Annotated in this window: 13 protein-coding genes and 1 tRNA gene; 7 read left to right on the top strand and 7 right to left on the bottom strand. The window is 68.7% G+C overall.

Annotated features, from left to right (window positions below; all coding sequences use genetic code 11):
* Positions 1-3: 3 nt before the first annotated feature.
* The 6 genes from nuoL to AB6M95_RS13420 are packed head-to-tail and all read right to left on the bottom strand — an operon-like array spanning position 4 to position 5,739.
* Entirely contained in the window at positions 4-1,914 is a 1,911-nt protein-coding gene (gene nuoL / locus AB6M95_RS13445) for an NADH-quinone oxidoreductase subunit L (RefSeq protein ID WP_371387275.1), read from the bottom strand.
* A 4-nt stretch (positions 1,915-1,918) separates the two neighbouring features.
* Complete coding sequence (gene nuoK / locus AB6M95_RS13440) at positions 1,919-2,224, bottom strand: NADH-quinone oxidoreductase subunit NuoK (RefSeq protein WP_371387274.1); 306 nt, start codon at positions 2,222-2,224, stop codon at positions 1,919-1,921.
* Entirely contained in the window at positions 2,221-2,817 is a 597-nt protein-coding gene (locus tag AB6M95_RS13435) for an NADH-quinone oxidoreductase subunit J family protein (protein ID WP_371387273.1), read from the bottom strand. Before AB6M95_RS13435 ends, nuoK begins: the two co-directional genes overlap by 4 nt.
* Positions 2,814-3,374 (bottom strand): NADH-quinone oxidoreductase subunit NuoI, encoded by a 561-nt coding sequence (gene nuoI / locus AB6M95_RS13430; protein WP_371387272.1) that lies wholly within the window; start codon positions 3,372-3,374, stop codon positions 2,814-2,816. The genes AB6M95_RS13435 and nuoI overlap by 4 nt, the downstream gene beginning before the upstream one ends.
* Complete coding sequence (locus AB6M95_RS13425) at positions 3,371-4,360, bottom strand: cytochrome d ubiquinol oxidase subunit II (protein ID WP_371387271.1); 990 nt, start codon at positions 4,358-4,360, stop codon at positions 3,371-3,373. The genes nuoI and AB6M95_RS13425 overlap by 4 nt, the downstream gene beginning before the upstream one ends.
* Complete coding sequence (locus AB6M95_RS13420; RefSeq protein WP_371387270.1) at positions 4,357-5,739, bottom strand: cytochrome ubiquinol oxidase subunit I; 1,383 nt, start codon at positions 5,737-5,739, stop codon at positions 4,357-4,359. The genes AB6M95_RS13425 and AB6M95_RS13420 overlap by 4 nt, the downstream gene beginning before the upstream one ends.
* 288 nt (positions 5,740-6,027) lie before the next feature.
* On the opposite strand from AB6M95_RS13420, the gene AB6M95_RS13415 reads away from it, so the two are divergent.
* Genes AB6M95_RS13415 through nuoH form a run of 6 tightly spaced genes read left to right on the top strand, consistent with a single transcriptional unit; the run spans position 6,028 to position 14,327 of the window.
* Positions 6,028-6,441 carry an NADH-quinone oxidoreductase subunit A gene (locus AB6M95_RS13415; RefSeq protein WP_371387269.1) on the top strand — a complete coding sequence of 138 codons (414 nt, stop codon included), beginning with the start codon at positions 6,028-6,030 and terminating at the stop codon, positions 6,439-6,441.
* Positions 6,417-8,861: an NADH-quinone oxidoreductase subunit B/C/D gene (locus AB6M95_RS13410; RefSeq protein ID WP_371387268.1), complete on the top strand. Its 2,445-nt coding sequence runs from the start codon at positions 6,417-6,419 to the stop codon at positions 8,859-8,861. Before AB6M95_RS13415 ends, AB6M95_RS13410 begins: the two co-directional genes overlap by 25 nt.
* A 13-nt stretch (positions 8,862-8,874) precedes the next feature.
* On the top strand, positions 8,875-9,375 hold the full coding sequence (nuoE, locus tag AB6M95_RS13405) for an NADH-quinone oxidoreductase subunit NuoE (protein WP_371387267.1): 501 nt from the start codon (positions 8,875-8,877) through the stop codon (positions 9,373-9,375).
* 4 nt (positions 9,376-9,379) lie between these two features.
* A complete protein-coding gene (locus AB6M95_RS13400; RefSeq protein WP_371387266.1) occupies positions 9,380-10,765 on the top strand; it encodes a complex I 51 kDa subunit family protein in 1,386 nt (461 codons plus the stop codon).
* Positions 10,765-13,332, top strand: coding sequence for an NADH-quinone oxidoreductase subunit NuoG (gene nuoG, locus AB6M95_RS13395; protein WP_371387265.1), 2,568 nt, complete (start codon positions 10,765-10,767; stop codon positions 13,330-13,332). Before AB6M95_RS13400 ends, nuoG begins: the two co-directional genes overlap by 1 nt.
* Positions 13,332-14,327 carry an NADH-quinone oxidoreductase subunit NuoH gene (gene nuoH / locus AB6M95_RS13390; RefSeq protein WP_371387264.1) on the top strand — a complete coding sequence of 332 codons (996 nt, stop codon included), beginning with the start codon at positions 13,332-13,334 and terminating at the stop codon, positions 14,325-14,327. The genes nuoG and nuoH overlap by 1 nt, the downstream gene beginning before the upstream one ends.
* A 65-nt stretch (positions 14,328-14,392) precedes the next feature.
* Here nuoH and AB6M95_RS13385 read toward each other — a convergent pair.
* Positions 14,393-14,470 (bottom strand) — tRNA-Glu (locus AB6M95_RS13385).
* Between the two features lie 395 nt (positions 14,471-14,865).
* Here AB6M95_RS13385 and AB6M95_RS13380 point away from each other — a divergent pair.
* Positions 14,866-17,376 carry a methyl-accepting chemotaxis protein gene (locus AB6M95_RS13380; protein WP_371387263.1) on the top strand — a complete coding sequence of 837 codons (2,511 nt, stop codon included), beginning with the start codon at positions 14,866-14,868 and terminating at the stop codon, positions 17,374-17,376.
* Positions 17,377-17,459: the final 83 nt, after the last annotated feature.

Raw genomic sequence — 17,459 nt, 5'->3', positions numbered from 1 at the left:
GCCTCACCGAATCCCTATGGCGGCCATGACCACGAGCATGCCGACCACGCCCAGCAGGAGCCAGAGCAGGTAGTTGGACAGGCGTTCGACGCCCCACTTGGAGAGCCGCGCGCCCGCGCGCAGGGCCAGGGACCCGAGGCCCAGGGCCGCCGCGTCCACCAGCCGGTCCTCCACGTTCCGCCACACGCGGGAGGCCGCGCGGGCGTAGGGCCGGGCCACGCCGTTCATGTACAGGGCGTCCAGGTCCCAGCCGTTGAGCAGGAACCGGGGCAGGCCACGGTCAGGGGCCGGGACGCGGCGCTCGCGCCAGGGGCCGTACAGGTACAGGGCGATGGCCAATCCGAGCACGGCCAGCCCGGCGTCCAGCCCCTCGGCCAGGGTGCCGGTCCATTCGGCCCCGTGGGAGGTGGACGGGATGAGCCCGGTCAGGTGGTCGAGCCAGTGGGGGGCCACGCCGATCAGGTGCGCGAAGTGCGCGGGCAGGTCCAGGAGTCCGGCGGCCACGGCCAGCAGGGCCAGGGGCCAGAGCACGTGGAGCATGGCGGCGGGCGTCTTTTTCGTGCCGGTCTCGGGGGGCAGGGCCGGACGCCCGATGAAGGCCAGGAGAAAGACGCGGAAGCTGTAAATGGCGGTGAGCAGGGCGGTGACGGTACCCGCAGCCCAGACGAAGACCCAGATTCCCTGGCCGGTCTGGGCCATACTCAGGGCGCTTTCCAGGATGCGCCCCTTGCTGAAGAATCCGGCGAACGGCGGCAGCCCGGCCAGGGCGGCGGCTCCGCAGAAGAAGGCCAGGGCCGCGCCGGGCACCAGCCCGCGCACCCGCGCGCCCATGCGGAAGATGTCGTGCTCCTCGTCGAGCGCCTGGATGACGATGCCCGCGACCATGAACAGCAGGGACTTGAAAAAGGCGTGCACCAGCAGGTGGAAGAAGCTGCCCGACGGGTCGCCCGCACCCACGCCCAGGAACATGTAGCCCACCTGACTGATGGTCGACCAGGCCAGGACGCGCTTGATGTCGTGCTGGGCCAGGGCCGAGCAGGCGGCGAAAAAGGCGGTCAGCGCGCCGACCACGGCCACGGCCTGGAGGGCCACGGCGTCGGCGTGGAGCAGGACCGGGAAGGTGCGGATGAGCAGGTAGACGCCCGCCGTGACCATGGTGGCCGCGTGGATCAGGGCGGACACCGGGGACGGACCGGCCATGGCGTCCGGCAGCCAGACCAGCAGCGGCAGCTGGGCGGACTTGCCCGTGGCCGCCACGAGCAGGAGCAGCCCCACCAGGGTCAGGGTGGACGCGGCCATGACGGAGGCGTTGCCCGACAGGTGGTGGATGCTCAGGTCGCCGCCGGCGCTGAAGAGCACGGCCAGGGCCCCGAGAAAGGCCACGTCGCCGATGCGCGTGACCAGGAAGGCCTTGTTGCCCGCGAGCACGTTCTTCGGCTCGCGGTACCAGAAGCCGATGAGCGAGAAGGAGCAGAAGCCCACGCCCTCCCAGCCCATGAACAGGAAGACCAGGTCGTCGGCCATGGCAATGGACTGCATGAAGAAGACGAACAGGTTGAGGTAGCAGAAGTAGCGCACCCAGCCGTCGTCGTCGCGCATGAAATACAGGGAGTGCACGTGGATGACCAGGGAGACGAAGGCCACCATGGTGGTCATGGCCGCGCACAGCGGGTTGTAGAGCAGGGTCGCGGACACGCGCAGCCCGCCCGCCTCGAACCAGTCGAGGAGGTGTACGACCAGCTCCTGTCCGTGATCAAGCCGGGCCCAGCTCAGGACCGCACCGGCCAGGGACGCGCCCACGGCCAGGCAGGCCAGCGGGCCCGACACCATGCGCGGCAGCGCGCGGCCGGCCAGGGCCAGGATCACGGCGCCCGCCAGGGGGGCGAAGAGGGTCAGGCAGAGTGTCGCGGTCATGCCGTCAGTCCTTGAGCGTTTTCAGCGAGTCGGGGTTGAGGCTCCGGGTCCTGCGCCAGACGCGGAAGACCAGGGTCAGGCCCACCGCGATCTCGGCGGCGGCCACGCCCATGATGAACAGGACCATGCCCTGGCCCGCGATGTCCCACCAGCGCAGGGCGGCGGCCACGAAGACCACGCCCGCCGCGTTGAGCATGACCTCCACGCCGAGCAGGATCATGATCAGGTTGCGCCGGGCCACCACGGTGACCAGCCCGATGAAGAACAGGGCCGCGGCGAAGAGCAGGACGTGTTCCAGGGGCACGATCATCGTTCGTCCTCCGGGGCAGAGGCGCAGGGCGGCTGGTCCAGGTCGAGGCTTTGGCCCATCGAGGCCGGACGGTCGGAGTGCACCAGGGGCAGGCCGAGGTAGCGGGCTCCGGCCAGGGCCGCGAAGAGCAGCAGGGAGACGACCTCCACGGCGGGCCAGGCGTTGCCGAAGACCCAGGCCCCGAGCGCCCTGGGCGAGACGCGCCCGGCGCTCAGCGGGGTCGCGTTGGTCGGGTCGAAGGAGATCAGGGCCATGCAGGCGACGATCCCGGCCAGCCCCCAGACCGTGGGCCAGAACATGCGGGTGAACAGCCTGCGGCGGACCATGGCCCGGACCTCCTGCGGCTCGTTGGGCTCCTGGGCCATGAGCATAATGGCGAACAGGAACAGGACCATGATCGCCCCGGCGTAGATGATCACCTCGAACCCGGCCAGCAGGGGCGCGCCGAGGAGCAGGAAGATCAGGGCCGTGCCCAGGAGCGAGCCGACCATCCAGACAACGGCGTGCACCAGCACCCGGCGGGTCACGGCCACCAGCGTGCAGAACAGGGTCACGGCGGCCAGGGCGTAGAAGAGGGCGGCGTACAGGGTCATGGCAGGTTGCTCTTGTAGTTCACGGGCGGCTCCTCGCCCTCGTGCTCCTCGCGGGGGAACTTCTCCTCCACGCCCGCGTGGTGGTAGAAATCGTATTCGTTGTCCTTGCCCCCATGGTCCACCAGCAGGTCCTCCTTCTCGGCCACCAGCTGCAGCGTCGTGTCCGTGGCGTATTCATAGGCCGGGGTGAGCTGGATGGCCAGGGTGGGGCAGGCCTCCTCGCACAGGCCGCAGTAGATGCAGCGGGCGAAATTGATGCGGAACCAGGAGGCGTACCGGCGGCCGTCCTCGCGGGTGGCCGCCTGCATGGAGATGCAGCTCACCGGGCAGGCCGCCGAGCAGAGGTAGCAGGCCACGCAGCGCTCGTCCCCGTCCGGGGAGCGGGTCAGGATGATGTGCGCCCTGGAGCGCGGCGGCGGGGTGCGTTTCTCTTCGGGGTACTGCACGGTGATGGGCTTGGTGAAGATGGCCTTGAAGGTCTCGCCGTACCCCTGGAGCAGCCCTTTGGTGCCCCGGCCCACGCCCTTGAGGATGTCGATCAGATGGTCGCGGGTCATGGCCGCTCCTCCCCTGCCGGGCCCGCCTGCGCGGGGCGGCCGGGCTTCTGGCGGGGCCGTTCCAGGCGGTATTGAAAAATCTGGAAGGCCAGCAGCGGCGGCAGCAGCACGGCCGTGGCCATGGTCAGGAACCACAGCTCCCCGCCGTCGCCCGCCGGGCCCGTCGAGGCCGGGGCGGCGCGGACCACGGACGCACAGGCCGCGAGCACGAGCCCGATCAGGGTGAGCCCCCAGGGCAGCGGCGAGCCCTGCCAGCGGGGCCGCAGGCTGGCGTACAGGACGGCCAGGTCGGCCAGCCCAGCGATGGAAATGGGGATGAGGAACGTCCACGGAACCACGGGGGAACCTTCCGCCAACTGGCCGCAGAGCAGCGCGCCGGTCAGGACCGCGCCCAGGCCGCCCACCAGGGTGAGCACCGCGTACAGCTGGGTGTCGAGGCCGTCCTCACGGGTTCGCCGGAGCCAGCCGAGCGCCCACGCCCCGCCCATGAGCAGGCCGCAGCAGAACAGGAAGAGCAGGGTCGGGAAGAACACCGGCCGGACCACGGCCCCCAGGCCGAGGAGAGAGGTGCCGTCCGGGGGGGCCAGGAAGAGCGCGCCGAGCATCAGCCCCTCGGCGACCACGACCGCCGCAGCGCCCCAGCCCGCCAGCCTGCGCCACGGCTCGGGCCGCGCCGCGTGGTGGCGGTATTCCAGCCCCAGCGCGCGCAGGGCCAGGGCGGCGAGCAGCAGGACGACCAGCCCGTACAGGCGGGTCAGGACCTCGCCGTACACGGACGGGAAGGCTCCGAAGAGCATGGCTCCGAGGACCACCAGCCAGGTCTGGTTGGCGTGCCAGATGGAGTCGATGGAGCCGAGCATGGTCTCGGCCCGTTCCTGGGGCGCGAACAAGGAGAGCAGGCAGACGCCCAGGTCGATGCTCCCCAGGCCCAGGTGGAGAAAGAGCACCGCGACCAGGAGCAGGAACCACCAGTCGTGCGGGGTCATGGCCGCCTCCCGATTTCGCAGCGGTCGGGCGGCGCGTCGCGGCCCGGCCCCTCCTTGAGGAGCCGTCGGCTGAAGGCGATGAACAGCCACGACAGGCCCACGGCCGCGACCAGGAACATGCACAGCGACAGGCCCACGGCCCGGGCCGTGAGCGGCGAGGCCATGTCGGACGTCTTGAGCATGCCGTAGAGAATCCAGGGCTGCCTGCCCACCTCGCGCATGATCCAGCCGGTCCAGACCGAGACCATGGCAAAGGGGGCCAGCCAGACGAAGAAGGTCAGCAGGCGGCGCTGGGTTCCGGCCCGTTCCGGGGTCAGGCGGCCCTTGCGCCACGCCCGCACGCCGAGCAGCCCGGCCAGGATCATCAGCGTGCCGGTGAAGACCATGACCCGGAAGGAGTAGAAGATGAGCGTGATGGGCGGCCGTTCGTCGCGCGGGATGTCCCTGAGGCCGACGACCCGGCCGAAGGGATCGTGGGTGGCCAGCAGGCTGAGCACGTAGGGAATGCGGAATTCCACGACGTTGCGCTCGTTCTGGGCGTCGGGCCAGGCGAAGATGGACCAGGCCGCGCCCTCGCCCGGGCCGTTGGTGTTCCAGAATGCCTCGGTGGCGGCCAGCTTGGCGGGCTGGAGCCTGGCCACGCTGCGCCCGGACAGGTCGCCGGTGCCCGCCTGGAGCAGGGCCAGGAGGAGCCCGGCGGCCACCGCGAACTTGAAGACGCGCAGGTAGAACTCCGTGTGCCGGGCGCGCAGGAGGTGCCAGGCCGCAACCCCGCCGAGGATGAAGGCCGTGCCCGTCAGGCAGGCCAGGAGCATGTGCGGGAAGGAAACGAACATATCGGGGTTCAGGATGGCCCGCACCCGGTCCGTGACCGCGAACACGCCGTTTTCCATGTGCCCGCCGCGCGGGGTCTGCATCCAGGAGTTGGCGACCATGATCCAGAAGGCGGACAGGACTGCCCCGAGGGTGACCATGACCGTGGTGAACAGATGGAGCCTGGGCGACAGCCGCGTCCAGCCGGTGGCCATCAGGTAGAGGAAAATGGATTCGAGGAGAAAGCCGGACATGGCCTCGACCGACAGGATCTGGCCCAGGAAGTGCCCGGTGGCGGCGGAGAACCCTGACCAGTTGGTGCCGAACTGGAACTCCAGGGGGATGCCGCTGATCACGCCCATGGCGAAGGCCAGCAGGAAGAACCGGCTCCAGAACCGGGCCTGCTGGTACCAGTGCGCCTTGCCGGTGCGCACCCAGGCCAGTTCGGCCATGAGGATGAACACGGACAGGCCGATGGTCAGCACCGGCCATATGATATGGAACATGGTGGTCAGAGCGAACTGGACCCTGGAGAGGAATATGTAGTCGGTCAACGTGTGCACCATGTCTTGCTGCTCGATTCCGCCGTTTCGGGGCGGGGCGTGAAAGGCCCCGCCGGAAACCGCCTTGCAGTGTCCCTCAAAAATCCCGTGGAGGCAACCGGTCTGTGAAAATTGCCAGCAACATGACACCATAGATAAAGGTTCTTTCAGGATTTTGCCAACAGTAACTTGTTTTAAGTGGCCGAAGCTATTAAACAGGAGAGGTCGGGCGGCAGCCGTTCAGGCTCGAAAACGCCGGGCCTCGGGGCCGCGACGGCCGATAGGCCGCTTATCGAAAAGGAATCGCAACGCATGCCAACGTCACCTGAATACATGTCCACCGGGTTCAACGCTTGGGACCCCAGCGTCTTTTCCCTGATCGTCTTCGCCCTGCTGGCGGCCGGTCTGGTCACGGCGCTGCTGACCCTGTCCGTGGTGCTGAACCGCAGGCGCGGCGAGGGGGAGAAGGGCCGCCCCTACGAGTGCGGCGTCATCCCCTCCGGCTCGGCCCGGCCGAGCTACCCGGCCCCGTTCTGGCTGGTGGCGGTCTTCTTCCTGCTCTTCGACGTGGAGGCGGTGTACGTGGTCTCCTGGGCCGTGTCCTTCACCCGCCTGACCTGGGCCTCCTGGGGCCAGATAACCTTTTTCATCGGCGTGCTGCTGCTCGGCCTGTTCTGGGTCTGGCGCAAGGGAGGCCTCGAATGGGGCATGACGCGCAAGCGCTAGACCGGGCCGTGCGGGCCGCCATGAGCGGCGACGTGGACGCGGCCAAGGCCCTGCCGGGCAAGGCGGGGTTGGGAGACGTCATCCTCAACTGGTGCCAGGCGAACAGCCTGTGGCCCCTGTTTTTCGGCCTGTCCTGCTGCTTCGTGGAGCAGGCCACGGTCTTCACCGGGGTGTACGACATCGCCCGCTTCGGGGCCGAGGTCCTGCGCGGCTCGCCCCGCCAGGCCGACCTGCTGGTCGTCTCGGGCACGGTCTTCAAGAAGGCCGCGCCCATGGTCAAGCGCATCTACGACCAGATGCCCCGGCCCAAGTGGGTCATCTCCATGGGCTCCTGCGCCAACACCGGGGGCATGTACGACGTGTACAGCGTGGTCCAGGGCGTGGACCAGATCATCCCGGTGGACGTCTACGTGACCGGCTGCCCGCCCCGGCCCGAGGCCCTGCTGCACGGCCTGATCACCCTCCAGGACATGATCCGGCAGAAGAACCGCCCCCTGCGCCCGGTGCTCAACCTCGAGGGCGGCCACCTGGGCGGGCGCGACGACATCCTGGTCCCGGGCGAGACCAAGGACCGCGACACGCGCGGACCCGGCATGGCCGGCATCCCGGCGCGCGGCACCTCGGTGACCCCGCCCCTCTTCGCGGGCTCCCGGTCCGACGAGATGTGGACGCCCCCGGCCCCGAAGTTTCCCTTCACCCCGGCCCACGAGGCCCTGCGCGATGCCCTGGCCGCCCGGTTCGGCGAACTGGCGGCCTGGCACGAGGCCGCGGTGGACATGCCCACCGTCACGGTCCCGGCCGAACGGGTGATCGAGGTCCTGGATTTTCTCAAGCACGAGGCCCCCATCCGGTTCGAACGGCTGGAGGACATCACGGCCGTGGACGAGACCGCCCGCAAGGTCCGGCCCGATCACGACTTCACGGCCATCTATACCCTGACCTCGCTGAGTTCCATCGAGTACCTGCGGGTGCGCGTGCCCGTGGGCGCGGACCTGGAACTGCCCAGCGCCACCCCGGTCTGGCCCAGCGCCAACTGGTACGAGTGCGAGATGTGGGACATGTTCGGCATCCGTTTCGCGGGCCATCCCGGCCTGCGGCGGCTGATCATGCCCGAGGAGTGGCAGGGCCATCCCCTGCGCAAGGGCGACCCGCAGCGGGCCACGGAAATGGCCCCGTACCTGGCCGAGGACGCCCGGCGCGAGCAGCCCGAGGACGCGGTCAGCCTGCTCGAAAAGGCCCACGCCGCCCCGCCCGCCCGGCGCGAATTCGTGCTCAACATCGGCCCGCACCACTATAGCACCCACGGGCTGGTGCGCTTCATCCTGGAGCTCTACGGCGAGGAGATCGTGGATATGACCACGGACATCGGCTACCACCACCGGGGCGTGGAGAAGATCGCCGAGCACCAGTCCTGGCACCAGTTCATCCCCTACACCGACCGGCTGGACTACCTGAGCGGGGCGGCCAACAACCTGACCTACCTGCTGGCCGTGGAAAAGCTCTGCGGCGTGGCCGTGCCCGACCGCGCCCAGTGCGTGCGCGTCATGCTGTCCGAGTTCTACCGGTTGTCCAACCACCTGCTCTGGCTCGGGACCATGGTCCAGGACCTGGGCATGATCACCCCGGTGTTCCACACCTTCCGCGAGCGCGAGCAGATCCTCGACATCATGGAGGCCATCACCGGGGCGCGGCTGCACCCGGCCTGGCTGCGCATCGGCGGCCTGGCCATGGACCTGCCGGACGGCTGGGACAAGATGGTCGGCGATTTCGTCAAAATCTTTCCAAAGAGGGTGGAGGGTTACCGGAGGATGATCACCGGCAACCCCATCGTCCGGGCCCGGGTCAAGGGCATCGGCCGCCTGTCGCTTGAGGACGCCGTGGACCACGGCATCTCCGGGGCCAACCTGCGGGCCTGCGGGGCCACGCGGGATTTGCGCAAGGTCGCCCCGTACTCCGGCTACGAGCAGTACGACTTCGACATCCCCACCCGCGAGGACGGCGACTGCCTGGCCCGGTTCGAGGTCCGCTTCGAGGAGATGGTCCAGAGCAACCGGATCATCGCCCAGTGCCTGGAGTGGATGCCGTCCGGCCGGTTCGTGGCCGACGACTACCGCTACTGCATCCCGGACAAGAAGGACACCCTGCGGGACATCGAGAGCCTGATCCACCATTTCATCAACGCCACGCGCGGCCCCAAGGTGCCCGCCGGAGAGGCGTACGCGGCAACGGAGGCCCCACGGGGCGAGCAGGGGTTCTACGTGGTCAGCGACGGCGGCAACATGCCCTACCGGCTGCACATGCGCTCGCCCGGCTACGCCTCGGTGCAGGCCCTGCCCCTGATGACCATCGGCCACACCATCGCCGACTTCATCGCCATCATGGGCTCGCTGGACTACATCGCGCCCGATCTGGACCGCTAGGAGAACAGGGAACATGCTCCCCAAGGAACTGGAACAGGAAATAGCGGCCATGGTCCGGGAAACGGACCACGTGGAGGAGAAGATCATCGACGTGATCTACCTCCTGCAGCGGCAGTTCGGCTATTTTTCGGACGAGGCCATGGGCCACGCGGCCCGGCTCACGGGCAAGACCCTGGTCGAGCTCGAGGAGCTGGCCACCTTCTACGACTTCATCTACCGCGAGCCGCTGGGCCGGTTCGTGATCCACGTCTGCGATGGCGTGGCCTGCTGGATGCACCACGAGAACGGGTTGTTCGACTACCTCTGCCGCAAGCTCGGCGTGGCGGTGGGCGAGACCACCCCGGACGGGCTGTTCACCGTCCTGCCCACGGCCTGCCTGGGCAACTGCCACAACGCCCCGGCCATGCTCATAAACGGCGAGCACTACGGGCGGCTGACCCCGGAAAAGGTGGACCGGATTCTTAAGGAACTGCGCGAGAACGCCGACACCATCCCGCTGTGTCTGTGCAGGTGAGGCCATGAGCGAACAAGTGCTTTTCAAAAACCGGCGCGCCGACTGCCGCCCCGCCAGCCTCGCGGACTACCGCGCGGGCGGGGGCTACGACGGCCTCATCCAGGCGGTGCGGACCATGACTCCGGACGACGTCATCAAAGAGGTCATGGACTCCGGGCTGCGCGGCCGGGGCGGGGCCGGGTTCCCCACCGGGCGCAAGTGGAGCTTCGTGCGCAAGGACGCGCCCCATCCCCGGTACATCCAGTGCAACACCGACGAGATGGAGCCCGGCACCTTCAAGGACCGCATCCTGGTCAACACCGACCCCCACCTGGTCATCGAGGGCATCGTCCTGTGCGGGTACGCGGTCCAGGCGGACCACGGCGTGTTCTTCATCCGGCCGTCCTACGACGCGGACGCCCGGCTGCTGGAACGGGAGCTGGAGGTGGCCCGCGAGGCCGGGTTCCTGGGCCGGAACATCCTGGGCAGCGATTTTTCCTTCGACATCGACGTGCACCGCAGCGCCGGGCGGTACATCTGCGGCGAGAGCTCGGCCCAGGCCAACGCCATCATGGGCAAGCGGCCCAACCCGGACAAGAACAGCCACATGACCGACTCCGGCCTGTGGGGGCTGCCCACGGTGGTCAACAACGTGGAGACCCTGGCCTCGGTTCCGTCCATCCTGCTCAAAGGAGTGGACTGGTTCAAGTCCCTGGCCGCGTCGCCCACCGGAGACGGCACCAAGCTCTACTCCGTGAGCGGCGAGGTGGCCGAGCCCGGCTGTTTCGAACTGCCCAACGGCACCCGCCTGGGAGACATCATCTTCGGGGCCGCCAGGGGCATGCTGCCGGGCGCGGAGTTCAAGACCTGCCTGCCGGGCGGCACGTCCACCAGCTTCGTGGCCAGGGAGCACCTGGAGACGCCCATGGACTTCGACTCCATGAAGAAGGCCGGGCTCTCCCTGGGCACCGGCTCGGTCATCGTCTTCGACAGGAACACCTGCCTGGTCCAGGCGACCATCAACATCCTGACCTATTTCGCCCGCGAGTCCTGCGGCTGGTGCACCCCGTGCCGCGAGGGCATCCCGTACATGAAGCACATCTTGGAGCGCATCGAGGCGGGCGACGCCGGGGAGCGCGACGTCGAGCTCCTGCAACGGGTGGCCGACGGCATGCAGCACGCCTACTGCGGCTTCGCGCCGGGCGCGGCCATGCCGGTCCACGGGCTGCTCAAGCATTTCCGCGACGAGGTCCGCGAACATCTGGACGGGCGGGGCTGCCCGTTCAAGGGCGAAGGCGTGGCCAAGCCCGGCCTGTGGACCACCCTGGACCGGGACGAAACGACCCGGGAGCACGCAGGCCCCGGTGACGCGGGCTCCGGCGACACGGATTCGGAAGGGAGGGAAGGCTGATGCCCAGGCTGACCATCGACGGACGCGAAGTGGAGGTCGCCAAGGGCACCAAGGTCATCGACGCCGCCGAACAACTCGGCATCATGATCCCCCGGTTCTGCTACCTCAAATCCCTGGGCGCGGTCGGGGCCTGCCGCATGTGCGCGGTCAAATTTCTGGAAGGGCACAAGAAGGACCTGGACATGAGCTGCATGGTCGACGCGCGCGACGGCATGGTCGTGTCCACCGACCACCCGGACGCCGTGGCCTTCCGGGCCCAGATCATCGAGTGGCTCATGCTCGACCATCCCCACGACTGCCCCATCTGCGACGAGGGCGGGCATTGCCTGCTCCAGGACACCACCGTGTCCGGCGGCCACTCCCTGCGCAACTACCGGGGGCCCAAGCGGACCTACGAGAACCAGTACCTTGGCCCGCTCATCGAGCACGAGATGAACCGCTGCATCCACTGCTACCGCTGCGTGCGCTTCTACCGGGAATACGCCGGGGGCACGGACTTCGGCACCTTCGGCATCGCCGGGCGGGTGACCTACCAGCGGTTCGAGCCGGGCAGGCTTCAGTCGCCGTTCTCCGGCAACCTGGGCGAACTCTGCCCCACCGGCACCCTGACCGACAAGCCCTCACGGTACCGCGCCCGGCGCTGGGACCTGGAGCGCAAACCGTCCATCTGCACGCACTGCTCGCTCGGCTGCAACACCCTGCCCGCCGTGCGCTACCGCGAAGTCCTGCGCGTGGAGAGCCGTCCCAACGAGGCGGTCAACGGCGATTTCCTGTGCGACCGGGGCCGCTACGGCTTCGGCTACGCCTCCATGCCCGACCGCCCGCGCACCGCGCTGGTGGACGGACAGCCCGTTTCCCCGGAAGAAGGGGCGGCCGCCGCCATGGACCGGCTCAAGGCGGTCATCGCCGCCCACGGCCCCGAGTCCGTGGCCGTGCATGCGTCCTCCCGGTGCGCCCTGGAGGACCTGCTGGCGGCCCGGCGGCTGGCGAGCGCCTTGGGCGTCCCCGCGCCGAGCTTTTTCCAGACCGAGGACGAGCGGCTGGCCTGCCGGGGCGCGGCCGCGAGCCTGGACGCCGACCTGGCCTGGAACCTGGAACAGGTTCGTCAGGCCGACATGGTTCTGGTCCTGGGGGCCGATCCCCTGGCCGAAGCGCCCATGGCAGCCCTGGCCATCCGCCAGGCGGCCCGCGCCGGTGCCGTGGTGGCCGTGCTCGACCCCCGGCCCGTGGACCTGCCCTGCGAGGCGGTCAAACTGCCTGTGCGGCGCGGGCTCCTGCCCGTTGCCCTGGCGGCGCTCCTCGGCCGCGCCTTTGCCGAGGCGGATTTCCAGGGCGAAGCGCTGGCCTTCTGGCGGGAACTGCAATCCATGACGGAAGGGCGGGACGAAGATTTCAGCGAATTGAGCCCCGAATTGGACGCCGCCGCCCATGCCCTGGCCCGGGCCGAACGCCCGGTGGTTGTCTGCTCGGCCACGACCATGCCCGCCCAGTGGCCGACCCTGGCCGCCGGTACGGCCCGGCTGCTGCGCCGCGCGGGCACGGAGGAAAGGGCCGAGGTCTGCTCCGGGCTGTTCTGCCTGCTGCCGCGCGCCGACTCCCTGGGCGCGGCCCTGCTCGCGGTCGGCGAGGGAGCGAGCCTGGAAGGGCGGTTGCTGCCCGCCGAGGAGGGCAAGGCCGCCAGGGCGCTGGTCTGCATCGGGGCCGATCCCCTCGGGGAGTATCCCGGCGGCCAGGCCGTTGAGGCGGCGGTCGGCGGGCTCGACCTGCTGGTCTGCCTGGACTGCGCGCCGTCGGCCACGTGGGAGAGGGCGCAGGTGGCCCTGCCCATGAACACGATTTTCGAGACCGGCGGCTGCCTGGTGGACAATCACGGCCTGTTGCAGCGCGCCGAACCCGTCTTTGCCGGTGGGCTGCCGGTGATCCAGGACGGCCACGGCTCGCACCCGCCGCGCACGCCCGGAGCCGGTGTCCCCGGCAACGACCCGCGCGGCGCGGCCGGGTGGGCGGATTTGCTCTTGTCCGATGCCGCCGAGCCCGGAACGGCGTCCCCGGCCGAAGGACGCCTGCGTGCGGCCATGGCCGAGGCTTCGGCCGAACGCGGGGTTCCGGTCCTGCCTGCCGAGGCCCCGGTGCGCTTCGCCTCCCTGGACTGGCTGGCCCCGTTTGTCGCGGCCGGGCAGGAGGAAGGGCGGTGCGACGTGCTGGTCTCGGGCTCCACCTTCGGCGCGGACCGGCTGGCCAATCTCGGCGAGCCGGGTGAGAGCCTGCTGCCCGAGGCCTGCGTCTTCATGCATACGGAGGACGCGGCGGCCCTGCGCTTCGAAGAGGGCCAGACCATCCTGATCCCGCTGGCCCAGGGCGTGGCCCGGACCGTGCTGCGCTGCCGAAAGGACATGGCCCGGAACACGGTGGTCCTGCCCAAGGCCCCCGGCATCGGCTGGCAGTTCGCCGGGGGAATGGCCGCGACCATCTCCATGAACCGGCTGTGGCGGGAGCAGGGCGACGAGGAGCGCGCGGCCATGGCGCGGGCCGACACGGACGACAGCTGCCCCGGAGGGAACCTGTGATGGGCGAGGAATTTCTGCTCGGATTGACGGTGCTGGTCATCAAGAGCGCGGTGGTGCTCCTGGTGGTCCTGACCCTGGCCGCGTACATGGTCCTGTTCGAGCGCAAGCTCCTCGGGCGCATGCAGCTGCGCTACGGCCCCAACCGCGTGGGCCCCTACGGCTCGCTGCAACTGCTGGCCGACGGCGTGAAGCTGCTGCTCAAGGAGGACCTGGTCCCGGACGGGGCGGACCGCGTGCTCTTCTTCCTGGCCCCGGGCATCCTGACCTTCACCACCCTGGCCGTGTTCGCCCTGGTCCCCTTCGGCGGGACCATCCATCTCTTCGGCCGGGCCGTGCCCCTGGTCATCGGCGACACGGACATCGGGGTCCTGGTCTTCCTGGCCCTGTCGTCCATCGGCGTGTACAGCGTGGCCCTGGGCGGCTGGGCCTCGAACAACAAGTTCTCGCTCATCGGGTCCGTGCGCGGCGTGGCCCAGATGATCAGCTACGAATTGCCCCTGTCCCTGTCCCTGGTCCCGGTGTTCATGCTCGCCGGGTCGCTCAGCCTGACCGACATCGTCGACGCCCAGGCGAACTATCCCTTCATCGTGGTCCAGCCCGTGGCCGCCCTGATCTTCTTCGTCTGCGGCCTGGCCGAGTCCAAGCGCATCCCGTTCGACATCCCCGAGGGCGAGAACGAGCTCCAGGCCGGGTTCCACACCGAGTACAGCGGCATGCGCTTCGCCCTGTTCTTCCTGGGCGAGTACGTGAACATGATCCTGCTGGGCGCGCTCATGGCCGTGTTCTTCCTGGGCGGCTGGCGCGGCCCGTGGCTGCCCGGCCCGGTCTGGCTGCTGCTCAAGATCCTGATCGTCCCCTTCCTGCTCATCTGGACGCGCGGCACTCTGCCCCGGCTGCGCTACGACCAGCTCATGCACTTCTGCTGGAAGGTCCTCATGCCGCTGGCCCTGGTCAACGTCCTCATCACCGGCGCGGTCATGGCCGCCCTGGGCTGATCCGTCCCGACCCCGAACCAAACGAAAAAGGCCTTGCGCATGGTGCGCAAGGCCTTTCGGCTTCGTGGCGTCCCCAAGGGGATTTGAACCCCTGTTAACGGCGTGAAAGGCCGCCGTCCTGGACCAGGCTAGACGATGGGGACGCAGGTTGCGAAGGACGGCGGGGCCGGGCGAAAGCCCGTTGCGGCCAAGGCCGTTCCATTCGCGGAATCGGCCTTCTGGCATAAATCGCCGTCCGGGGCAAGTCTTTTCGGGTCCATCAGCCCCGGCGCGGGAGCGGCTGGGCCGCTCCGGCCGGACTTATGCCGATTTTTCACAAGCGGAATTGTCCGTCCTGCCGCCGCCGGTGAATCCTGACGAATATAATGTGAAATTGCGAACGAGGGCTGTACGATGCCCACTCTCTGGCTGTACGCGTCCTTCATGTGTTACAATACCGCGTCTCTATGCTGTGCCTATGGACGGTGCTGTTTATTATCAAGAGTGGGCGTGTATGTCCTGGAGGGGGGACTGTCCAATTATTTGGAGAGGATATGTTATGAGCATCAAGTATAAGATCCTGTTGCCGACCATCCCGCTGATTCTGTTGATCGGGTGTATCGGCTTCTTTCTGCTGACCGGCCGGTTTGGCGAGCTGCGGACCTCGTTTGCCGAGATGCTGGTGGGCAACGCGGCCAAGACCCTGGAGCAGAACACCGAGGAAGCGGCGGTGCGGGCCGAGGAAGAGGCCGCCCTGTTCAGCCGTCTGCCTTCGGTCATCGCCGCCTTCACCCTGGCGCACCAGGGGAATATCAACGACGAGGCCGATCCGGTGGTGCAGAGCGCCAGGGACGCCCTGCGCGCCGAGCTCGCCCCGGCCCTGGCAGGGTACCAGGAGGCCATGGGCGAAAAGCTCAGGCTCCACTTCCATCTGCCCAACGGGCGCAGCCTGGCGCGCATGTGGCGCGACAAGCAGGCCAAGCGCAACGGCAAATGGGTGGACGTGTCCGACGACATTTCCAGCTTCCGCAAGACCGTCCTGGATGTGAACCGCGACGGCAAGCCCCGCCGGGGCATCGAGCCCGGACGCGGCGGCTTCGCCATCCGCGGCCTGGTGGCCGTCAAGGACGCCTCGGGCAATCAGCTCGGCTCCGTGGAGGTGCTCAAGAGCTACGACGACGTCTTCAAGCTCTTCGAGGACGAGGCGGGCAGCTTCTATACCCTGTACATGGACGCCTCCCTGCTCCCGACCACCACCAATCTCCAGGACCCCAAGAAATATCCCCTGGTCGGCAAGGCCTACGTCCGCGTGGCGGGCAAGGAGAACGCCGACCTGGACGCCCGGGTCACGCCCGACCAGCTGCGCAAGGCCGTTGACGGCCAGTACGTGGCCACCGAAGGCGACTACGCCGTGGCCTACCTGCCGGTGAAGGACTACCAGGGCAAGCCCATCGGCGTGATCACCCTGGCCCGCGACATCTCGGTCCAGAACGCCATTCTGGACAGCGCCGTGGTTCTGGTCCTCATCCTCTTCGCCCTGGCCGTGCTTGTGCCCATCCTCACCCTGCTCGGGGTCATGCGCTACGCCGTGTTCCGGCCCCTGAACCGCATCCGCGACCTGGCAGAACAGGTCTCGCGCGGCAACCTGGCCCAGGGCGAGCCCGTGACCAGCCGCGACGAGATCGGCGCCATCCACCGGTCCGTCAGCCGCATCCCGGCCAACCTCACCGCGCTCATCGACGACTGTGAGGCCACGGCCCGCGAGGTGGCGCGCGGCGTGGTCCGGGCGCGCGGCAACGCCGACCGGTACGAGGGGGCCTATGCTCAGCTCATCCACAGCATGAACCGCGTGGCCGACACCTACACCGCTACCTTCGATTCCTTCCCGTTCCCGATCTTCACCGTGGACCGCGACCACAAGCTGCTCTTCGTCAACCGGAACGCCGAGGAGGTCGCCGGGCGCGACGCCGGCGAGCTCCTGGGATCGCCGTGCAGCAGCGTCTTCAACACCGACATCTGCAAGACCGAAAACTGCGTCTGCACCCAGGCCATGCGCGCCATGGAGCGGGCCGTGGGCTCCACCCGAGGCCGGCTCGAGGCGGGCGACGTGGACATCAAGGGCTACGCCAGCCCCCTGTTCGACGAGAAAAAGCAGGTGGTCGGTGCGCTCGAGGTCATCGTGGACCAGACCGACATCCTCGATTCGCAGCGCAAGATGCAGCGCGTGGCCGACCAGGCGGGCAGGTTGTCCGAGCGCATGACCTCCGCCTCGCAGCAGCTCTTCGAGCGCGTGGAGGAGTCCCGCGACGGGGCCGCGGAGCAGAGCGCCCGCGCCACCGAGACGGCCACGGCCATGGAGGAGATGAACGCCACCGTGCTCGAGGTGGCCCGCAACGCGAACGAGGCCGCCCGGAACGCCGAGCAGGCCGAGGGCCAGGCCAGCGCCGGGCGCGACGTGGTGGTCAAGGTGGTCTCCTCGGTCAACGAGGTCCGGGAGCTCGCCTCCCTGCTCCGGGACAACATGGGCGAACTCGGCGGCCAGGCCGACGACATCGGCCGGGTCATGACCGTGATCAACGACATCGCGGACCAGACCAACCTGCTGGCCCTCAACGCGGCCATCGAGGCCGCCCGCGCGGGCGACGCCGGGCGCGGGTTCGCCGTGGTCGCCGACGAGGTCCGCAAACTGGCGGAAAAGACCATGATCGCCACCACCGAGGTAGGCAGCGCCATCGGGGCCATCCAGACCATGGCCCAACGCAACGTCGCCGAGACCGACAAGGTGGCCCGCGTGGTCGAGACCTGCACCTCCCTGGCCGAGGAAGCGGGCGAGTCCCTGGCCGAGATCGTCGACTTCTCGCGCGACTCCGTACGCCAGGTCCAGGGCATCGCCGCCGCGGCCGAAGAGCAGTCCGCCACCTCGGAACAGATCACCCAGGCCACCGAGGACATGCACCGCATCTCCCAGAACACCAGCAAGGCCATGGCCCAGTCCGCCCAGGCATGCAGCGAACTGACCGCCATCGCCAAGGAACTCGACGGCCTCATCAACGAACTCGGCTCCGCCTAGCCCGGGCTGACGAGAAGAAGCCTCCGGCGGCCGGGGGAAGGGGAGGAAAAACCCTTTGAAAAGGGTTCTTTCCTCCCCTTCCC

This window comes from Pseudodesulfovibrio karagichevae (genome assembly GCF_041414475.1).
GTDB classification, from domain to species: domain Bacteria; phylum Desulfobacterota; class Desulfovibrionia; order Desulfovibrionales; family Desulfovibrionaceae; genus Pseudodesulfovibrio; species Pseudodesulfovibrio karagichevae.
The sequence above is the reverse complement of the archived record's forward strand: the minus strand, read 5'-3'. Positions and strand labels throughout refer to the sequence as shown.

What these genes read in the sequence shown, in the direction of transcription:
- nuoI (WP_371387272.1), bottom strand. Translation starts at nt 3,374, where the DNA reads ATGACCCGCGACCATCTGATCGACATCCTCAAGGGCGTGGGCCGGGGC.
- nuoK (WP_371387274.1), bottom strand. Translation starts at nt 2,224, where the DNA reads ATGATCGTGCCCCTGGAACACGTCCTGCTCTTCGCCGCGGCCCTGTTC.
- AB6M95_RS13415 (WP_371387269.1), top strand. Translation starts at nt 6,028, where the DNA reads ATGCCAACGTCACCTGAATACATGTCCACCGGGTTCAACGCTTGGGAC.
- nuoE (WP_371387267.1), top strand. Translation starts at nt 8,875, where the DNA reads ATGCTCCCCAAGGAACTGGAACAGGAAATAGCGGCCATGGTCCGGGAA.
- AB6M95_RS13380 (WP_371387263.1), top strand. Translation starts at nt 14,866, where the DNA reads ATGAGCATCAAGTATAAGATCCTGTTGCCGACCATCCCGCTGATTCTG.
- AB6M95_RS13420 (WP_371387270.1), bottom strand. Translation starts at nt 5,739, where the DNA reads ATGGTGCACACGTTGACCGACTACATATTCCTCTCCAGGGTCCAGTTC.
- AB6M95_RS13425 (WP_371387271.1), bottom strand. Translation starts at nt 4,360, where the DNA reads ATGACCCCGCACGACTGGTGGTTCCTGCTCCTGGTCGCGGTGCTCTTT.
- AB6M95_RS13400 (WP_371387266.1), top strand. Translation starts at nt 9,380, where the DNA reads ATGAGCGAACAAGTGCTTTTCAAAAACCGGCGCGCCGACTGCCGCCCC.
- nuoH (WP_371387264.1), top strand. Translation starts at nt 13,332, where the DNA reads ATGGGCGAGGAATTTCTGCTCGGATTGACGGTGCTGGTCATCAAGAGC.
- nuoL (WP_371387275.1), bottom strand. Translation starts at nt 1,914, where the DNA reads ATGACCGCGACACTCTGCCTGACCCTCTTCGCCCCCCTGGCGGGCGCC.
- AB6M95_RS13410 (WP_371387268.1), top strand. Translation starts at nt 6,417, where the DNA reads ATGGGGCATGACGCGCAAGCGCTAGACCGGGCCGTGCGGGCCGCCATG.
- nuoG (WP_371387265.1), top strand. Translation starts at nt 10,765, where the DNA reads ATGCCCAGGCTGACCATCGACGGACGCGAAGTGGAGGTCGCCAAGGGC.
- AB6M95_RS13435 (WP_371387273.1), bottom strand. Translation starts at nt 2,817, where the DNA reads ATGACCCTGTACGCCGCCCTCTTCTACGCCCTGGCCGCCGTGACCCTG.